The 5477-nt window shown below is 63.8% G+C and carries 6 protein-coding genes; 4 read left to right on the top strand and 2 right to left on the bottom strand.

The window, feature by feature from the left end; translation table 11 throughout:
* The 3 genes from ACYP01_RS06300 to ACYP01_RS06290 all read left to right on the top strand — a co-directional run.
* On the top strand, positions 1-267 hold a 267-nt coding region (locus ACYP01_RS06300; protein WP_459678977.1), incomplete at its 5' end, for a fasciclin domain-containing protein.
* Between the two features lie 88 nt (positions 268-355).
* Positions 356-1024, top strand: coding sequence for a sigma-70 family RNA polymerase sigma factor (locus ACYP01_RS06295; RefSeq protein ID WP_007728615.1), 669 nt, complete (start codon positions 356-358; stop codon positions 1022-1024).
* A gap of 1 nt (position 1025) precedes the next feature.
* Entirely contained in the window at positions 1026-1763 is a 738-nt protein-coding gene (locus ACYP01_RS06290) for an anti-sigma factor (protein ID WP_165638197.1), read from the top strand.
* Between the two features lie 74 nt (positions 1764-1837).
* Here the strand turns inward: ACYP01_RS06290 and groL are convergent, their stop codons facing one another.
* Positions 1838-3448: a chaperonin GroEL gene (gene groL, locus ACYP01_RS06285; protein WP_065352178.1), complete on the bottom strand. Its 1611-nt coding sequence runs from the start codon at positions 3446-3448 to the stop codon at positions 1838-1840.
* Between the two features lie 86 nt (positions 3449-3534).
* The gene (groES, locus tag ACYP01_RS06280) at positions 3535-3834 is read right to left on the bottom strand and encodes a co-chaperone GroES (protein ID WP_003940763.1); all 300 of its coding nucleotides are present in this window, start codon (positions 3832-3834) and stop codon (positions 3535-3537) included.
* A gap of 233 nt (positions 3835-4067) precedes the next feature.
* Between groES and ACYP01_RS06275 the strand changes: the two genes are divergently transcribed.
* On the top strand, positions 4068-5477 hold a 1410-nt coding region (locus ACYP01_RS06275; RefSeq protein WP_459678972.1), incomplete at its 3' end, for a TIGR03767 family metallophosphoesterase.

The raw sequence follows: 5477 nt of genomic DNA, 5'->3' as shown, positions 1-5477 counted from the left end.
GCATTCGCCAAGATCGACCCCGCCACGATCGACAGCCTCAAGACGGACAGCGCCACGCTGACCAAGATCCTCACCTACCACGTGGTTCCCGGCCAGATCGCCCCTGACGCGATCGACGGAACGCACCCCACCGCCGAGGGCGGAACGGTCACCGTCACCGGATCCGGTGACAACATCAAGGTCAACGACGCAACTGTCGTCTGCGGTGGAGTCAAGACCGCAAACGCCACCGTCTACCTCATCGATTCGGTGCTGATGCCGCAGTAGTCCCCACCTGCTGTGCGCCTTTAACAACCCCCCGCGGTTAATAAAGGCGCACAGCGGCCAACGGCGGGCCAAGAGAAAAGAACCGGACATGCACGCTACGGTTGTACGCGATGAAGCGAGACAACTCTTCGTGAGCGAGCCAGACCATGCGTCGGATGCGGCCGACGCATGCCCGACGGACAATTCTGCGGCCCGCACCGCGCGAATCGCGGAATCACGCGAGCTGGCAGTGATCCTCGCGAACGTCGCCGGTGGCGACCAGAGCGCCTTCGCCGAGTTCTACGACCGAACCAGCTCCCGTGTGTACGGCATGGTTCTTCGTGTACTCCGTGATCCAGGTTTCTCCGAGGAAGCGGTCCAAGAGGTCTACCTCCAGGCCTGGAAATCAGCCGACAGCTTCGACCCTGCCAAGGGGTCCGCGCTTTCCTGGCTCCTGACACTTGCCCACCGGCGCGCAGTGGATCGCGTGCGCTCCGAACAGTCGAGTTCGGATCGACAGGCTCTCTACGACACCACCAATGCCACTCCCGAGTTCGACGTCGTCAGCGACGAAGTGACACGAAGAGACGAGCATCGTGCTGTCACCGACTGTCTCGAAACGCTGACGGACACTCAGCGCCAATCAGTGACTCTCGCCTATTACGGCGGCCGAACGTACCGCGAGGTGGCCGAAGATCTCGGCGTGGCGATTCCCACGATCAAGTCGCGAATTCGCGACGGACTACTGCGCCTACGTGGATGTTTGGGGGTGATGTGAGATGGACGAAGAGCTGATCGACTACGCGTACGCCTACGCGATCGATGCGTTGGACCTCGACGAGCGCCGTGAGGTCGACAAACGACTTGCCGCTTCGGACTCCGCGACCCGCGCCGAATTCGACGCCCAGGTCCGGCTCACCGCCGAAACCATGGCCGCGATGACCGTCGTCGACGCTGTCGAGCCCCCGCCGTCGCTGCGCAGCAGCGTCCTCGCCTCGATCGCAGAACAGACCGCGGCTCCCAACGCCCCGGTTTCGCTGGCCGAGCGTCGTAACCGTCGACGCCCGTGGACCATGGCTCTTGCGGCGGCCGCCGCAGTCGCAATCCTGGTCGGCGGCATCGGAATCGGACGCACGCTGTCCGACAACACGCCGCCGCCGAACCCCGCATCCGAAATCATGGCAGCACCCGACGTTCATGCAACGACGCGTGACATCCCGGGCGGCGGTAGTGCCACGACGCTGTTCTCGCCCTCCGAAGACGCCGCAGTCCTCGTGATGAACGACGTGACTCCCCCGAGTCCGGATACCGTCTACCAGATGTGGCTGGTGCCGGGCGACACCGACGACACCACGATGATCCCGATGGGGACGATGGCTCCGGGCGACGTCAAACCCACTACCCAGGTGGTGCTCGACGGCATCGGTCCGAATACGAAGTTGGCGTTCACTGTCGAACCGCCCGGCGGATCGCAGCAGCCGACGAGCGAGCCGTTCGCAACGATCCCGCTCATCTGATCGCCAGACGAAAAAAGATCCCCCACCGGAATCCGGTGGGGGATCTCTTCTTTGTCGAAACTACGAGCAGCGAGTCAGTGGCTGTGACCGTGTCCGGTGTCGGCAACTTCCTCGGTCGGCTTCTCGACGACGGCGCTCTCGGTCGTGAGGATCATGCGCGCGACGGAAGCGGCGTTGACCACTGCCGAGCGAGTGACCTTGACCGGGTCGACGACGCCGTCGGCAAGCAGGTTGCCGTAGGTGAGGGTGGCAGCGTTGAAGCCTTCGCCCTTGGTCATCTCGGCGACCTTGCTGACAACGACGGAACCGTCGATGCCTGCGTTGCTGGAGATCCAGAACAACGGGGCGTTGAGGGCTTCGCGGACCACGGCAACGCCGGTGGCCTCGTCACCCGTCAAGCCGAGGTTCCCGATCAGAGCCGTGCCGGCCTGAACGAGAGCCGATCCGCCACCGGGGACGATGCCCTCGGAAACTGCTGCCTTGGCTGCGTTGACCGCATCCTCGACGCGGAACTTGCGTTCCTTCAGATCGGTTTCGGTGGCTGCGCCGACCTTGATGACGGCCACGCCGCCGGACAGCTTCGCCAGACGCTCTTCGAGCTTCTCGCGGTCCCAATCCGAATCGGTGTTCTCGATCTCGCGACGCAGCTGCGCAACGCGGGTCGCGATGTCGTCAGCGGTGCCTGCACCGTCGACGATGACCGTCTCGTCCTTGGTGACGACAACGCGGCGAGCGCTGCCGAGCAGGTCGAGGCCGGCTTCCTTGAGCGAGAGGCCGACGTCGGTGTTGATGACGGTGCCTGCCGTGACGACTGCGAGGTCGTCGAGGAATGCCTTGCGACGATCACCGAAGAACGGCGCCTTGACGGCGACGGCCTTGATGGTCTTGCGGATGGAGTTGACCACGAGGGTGGAGAGAACTTCACCCTCGACGTCCTCGGCGATGATCAAGAGCGGCTTGCCGGATTCGGCAACCTTCTCGAGCAGCGGAAGGAAGTCGGGAAGTGAGCTGATCTTCTCGCGGAAGAGCAGGATCAGCGCGTCTTCGTAGACGGCCTTCTGCGCATCGATGTCGGTGACGAAGTAGGGCGAGAGGTAGCCCTTGTCGAACTGAACACCTTCGGTGACAACGAGTTCGGTTGCAACGGTGGAGGATTCCTCGACCGTCACGACGCCGTCGGTTCCGACACGGGTGAGTGCCTCGCCGACGAGCTTGCCGATCTCTTCGTCACGCGAGGAGACGGTGGCGACCTGAGCGATCGACTTCTCGCCCTCGACGGGGGTGGCTGCGGCGAGCAGTTCCTCGACGACCTTGTCGGCTGCGGCGTTGATGCCGACGCCGAGAGCCATCGGGTTCGCGCCCGCTGCGATGTTCTTGAGTCCGCCGCGGACGATGGCCTGGGCCAGAACGGTCGCGGTGGTGGTGCCGTCGCCGGCAACATCGTTGGTCTTGGTGGCGACGCTCTTGACGAGCTGTGCGCCGAGGTTCTCGAAGGGATCTTCGAGCTCGATCTCACGGGCGATGCTCACACCGTCGTTGGTGACGGTGGGGCCGCCGAATGCCTTGGCGAGCACGACGTGGCGTCCACGCGGGCCCAAGGTCACCTTGACGGCGTCGGCAAGCTTGTCGACTCCGGCTTCGAGAGCGCGGCGTGCGGTCTCGTTGAACGCAATTTGCTTGGACATCTGTTCTGTCAGCTCCTGAATCTTCGGGGCGTGAACGCATTCCGCCCCGGGATCCTGTGTGGACTCCGGGGCGGATCACGTGTGTCTTACTTGGAGACGACAGCCAGCACGTCGCGTGCCGACAGGATCAGGTATTCCTGGCCGGCGTACTTGATCTCGGTTCCGCCGTACTTGGAGTAGATGACCGTGTCACCCTCCTTGACGTCGACCGGGATGCGGTTGCCCTGCTCGTTGACGCGGCCTTCGCCGACTGCAACGACGGTGCCCTCCTGGGGCTTTTCCTTGGCTGTGTCAGGAATGACCAGGCCGGAAGCCGTCGTCGTTTCAGCCTCGTTGGCCTGGACGAGGATCTTGTCCTCGAGCGGCTTGATGTTGACGCTCGCCACGATGAGCCCTCCACTTTGGGGTATGTGCGTCCGAGGCGATCCTCGGACAGCTGTTTGGGTATGCCGTTTACGGCGCGTCACTGCAGTCCCGTCGTCGCGGGTGCCGGAACTCGATCAGCGCCAATTGGCACTCTATACGTGAGAGTGCCAACCCTCAAGGACTGGGCGCATTTTTCTCTTCGTCCAGAGCGAAACAGGACAGCCGTCCACCACGTTCACCTATTGTTCACTTCGTGACGAACATCAATCGCCGTAGTTTTCTGACCTTCGCCGGACTCGGCGCCGTCGGCGCGGTCAGCCTTGGCAAGCCGTGGGGCCTGCAATATGCAGGCGCGTCGACCATTCCGACGTCAGGTCCTGGCACCACACTCGAGTCCGTGTCCACCCCCGTCAGCAGCAACGGCTACACCAAGCTCACCGCCGGACCCGGTTGGGCGAACATCGTGCGCAGCGAGTTGGCCGAGCCGAAGTCGGGACGCGAGGACCGACGCACCGCACTCGCCTCACTCGTGCAGCTGACCGACGTCCACATCGTCGACGCCCAGTCCCCCATGCGATTCGAGTACGTCCACCAGATCACCGGCTCGGCGTTCCGTCCCCAGGAGACCCTGACGGCGCACGGGCTGATTTCACTTGTCCGCCGGGTCAATTCGATCGGCAGTGGCCCGCACACGTCGCGCCCCTTCGATGCCGTCGTCACCACCGGCGACAACACGGACAACAAGGAATTCGCCGAACTCGACTGGTTCCTCACCTCACTCAACGGCGGAACCGTCGTCGCCAACACCGGTGCCAAGGACCGCTACGAGGGTGTACAGAACTCGGGTGCCGATCTCTACTGGAACCCCGAGTCACCGATGCTCGACATGTACAAGAAGGCCGGATTCCCGGAGATCCCCGATTTCTTCGGTGCCGCTTTCACGCCCGTGTCGAGCCCCGGCCTGAACACCCCTTGGTACTGCGTGTTCGGCAACCACGACGATTCGGTGTCCGGCACGGTGCCCAGCGGCATCCCGCCGCTCGAAGCGATGTACACGGGATCTCTCAAGTTCGAGGTGCCCGGTTCACCGGAGCAGGCCAAGCAGATCGACGTCGCCACCAAGTTCGATCCCAGTGCGATACCCGGAATCCTGTCCGCCTTCACTACGCCGCCGCGCCAGGTCACCCCCGACCCGTCGCGCGCGCCGTTCACACCGCGACAGTTCATCGCCGCACATCTTGATCCCGCGCACACCGGTCCCGGCCCCGTCGGACACGGTTTCGCCCCCGACGCCGGCGAAACCGGTATCGGTTACTACTCGTTCGAGATCGCACCGGGCGTCGTCGGCATCAGCATGGACTCCACCAACCGCGCGGGCCTCGTCGACGGTTCGCTGGGCGCCGCTCAGTTCCAGTGGATCGAGAACACCCTGCGCGCCGGCAGCAGCACCTACTACGACGCCGCGGGCTCTCGCGTCACCGAGTCGCGAGGTGACACGTATTTCGTGCTGTTCAGTCACCACACGAGCGACACGATGGACAATCTCGTTCCCGACCCCGAGAACGTCCTCGAGCCACGCCTGCGCGGTTCACAGCTTCTCGACTTGCTGCATCGTTTCCCGAACGTACTTGCCTGGGTCAACGGACACACCCACGAGAACAAG

This window comes from Rhodococcus sp. no. 34 (genome assembly GCF_054589475.1).
Note: the sequence above shows the minus strand (reverse complement) of the source record. Positions and strands in the feature narration are given on the sequence as shown.

Coding starts and splice junctions, on each gene's coding strand:
- ACYP01_RS06295 (WP_007728615.1), top strand. CDS start 356: ATGCACGCTACGGTTGTACGCGATGAAGCGAGACAACTCTTCGTGAGC.
- groL (WP_065352178.1), bottom strand. CDS start 3,448: ATGTCCAAGCAAATTGCGTTCAACGAGACCGCACGCCGCGCTCTCGAA.
- ACYP01_RS06290 (WP_165638197.1), top strand. CDS start 1,026: ATGGACGAAGAGCTGATCGACTACGCGTACGCCTACGCGATCGATGCG.